General features: G+C 72.7%; 1 protein-coding gene. It reads right to left on the minus strand.

Features of this window, described 5'->3' with window-relative positions; translation table 11 throughout:
- Positions 1-252: 252 nt before the first annotated feature.
- On the minus strand, positions 253-1,422 hold the full coding sequence (gene galK, locus AB0C15_RS16285) for a galactokinase (RefSeq protein ID WP_357352902.1): 1,170 nt from the start codon (positions 1,420-1,422) through the stop codon (positions 253-255).
- Between the last annotated feature and the right edge of the window lie 30 nt (positions 1,423-1,452).

The following is a 1,452-nucleotide window of genomic DNA, read 5'->3' on the forward strand; positions in this document are numbered from 1 at the left end:
CAACCCGAAGATCACCGATGGTTGACCTGCCCCATCTCCACCACCGCCAGGCCGTCAAGACCCCCTGACCAGCCAACTCAGGATGGAACTACCCCCATGAACAAGCACGATCCCCAGCCCGCCCCCGCCCAGCGTTGCGCCCCCGCCCACGCCGGGTGATCAAGAGGTTTGCGTCAGAATTCGGGCTCGAATTGACGCAAACCTCTTGATCACCGCTCGCGGTGGGGGTGGGGGTGGGGGTGGGGGTGGGGGTTAGGGCAGGCGGGTGGCGCCGGGGGAGGGGAGGACCGTCACGGTGCCGGGGGCGGTGAAGCCCCGTTGGGCGTACGCGTCGGTCACGGCTGCGGCCACCGCGTCGGCGCGGTCGGCCTCGACAAGTGCGAGCACGCATCCGCCGAAGCCGCCGCCGGTCATCCGCGCGCCCAGCGCACCGGCCGCCAGGGCCGCCTCGACGGCGGTGTCGATCTCCGGCACGGTGATCTCGAAGTCGTCGCGCATCGAGACGTGCGAGGCAGTCAGCAGCGGACCTATGTCGCGGACCCGAGCGGCGCGGAGCAGTGCCACCGTGTCCAGGACGCGTTGGTCCTCGGTCACCACGTGCCGGACCCGTCGCCGGGTCTCCTCGTCGTCGAGCTGAGCCAACGCGGCGTCGAGCTGGTCGATGCTCACGTCCCGCAGTGCGGCGACGCCGAGCGCGCTGGCCCCGGCCTCGCAGGAGCGGCGGCGCGCCGCGTACTCCCCGTCAGCGTGTCGGTGCGGCGCCCGGCTGTCGACGACAAGCACCGCCAGCCCGGCGGCGCCCAGGTCGAACGGGATGTGCTCGACCGACTCGTCGCGGCAGTCCAGGAAGAGGGCGTGCCCGGCGCGGCACCGGATCGAAGCGGACTGGTCCATGATGCCTGTCGGCGCGCCCACGTAGACGTTCTCCGCCCGCTGCGCGAGCCGGGGCTGCAGTGCCGGGGCAAGCTCCAACCCGCCGAGGTCGAGCAGGGCGGCCAGCACGGCTGACTCCAGCGCCGCCGAGGAGGAGAGCCCGGAACCCAGCGGTACGTCGGAGGCGATCGCCAGTCGGGCCCCCGGCACCTGATGACCCGCCTCGCGCAGCGCCCAGACCACACCCGCGACGTACGCGCCCCAGCCGGTGACCCGACCCGGCTCGGCGACGTCGTCCGCGCCGAAGGTGATCGCCTCGCCGGAGAGTTCGGACCAGACCGTCCAGTGCTCCCCGTCCTGCCGGTCGGCCGCGACGACGGTGCGCATCGGGAGCGCGAACGGCAGCACGAAGCCTTCGTTGTAGTCGGTGTGCTCGCCGATCAGGTTGACCCGGCCGGGGGCCGCCCAGCGGCCGGATGCCTGACCGCCGAACTGCGCGGAGAAGCCGGCGGCAGCCCGTTCGGCGACGTCGTCTCCGGGGTGGGTCACGGTGCCTCCTTCGTACGCGGCTGCGGGGCT

The organism is Micromonospora sp. NPDC048835, assembly GCF_040649995.1.
Lineage (GTDB): Bacteria > Actinomycetota > Actinomycetes > Mycobacteriales > Micromonosporaceae > Micromonospora.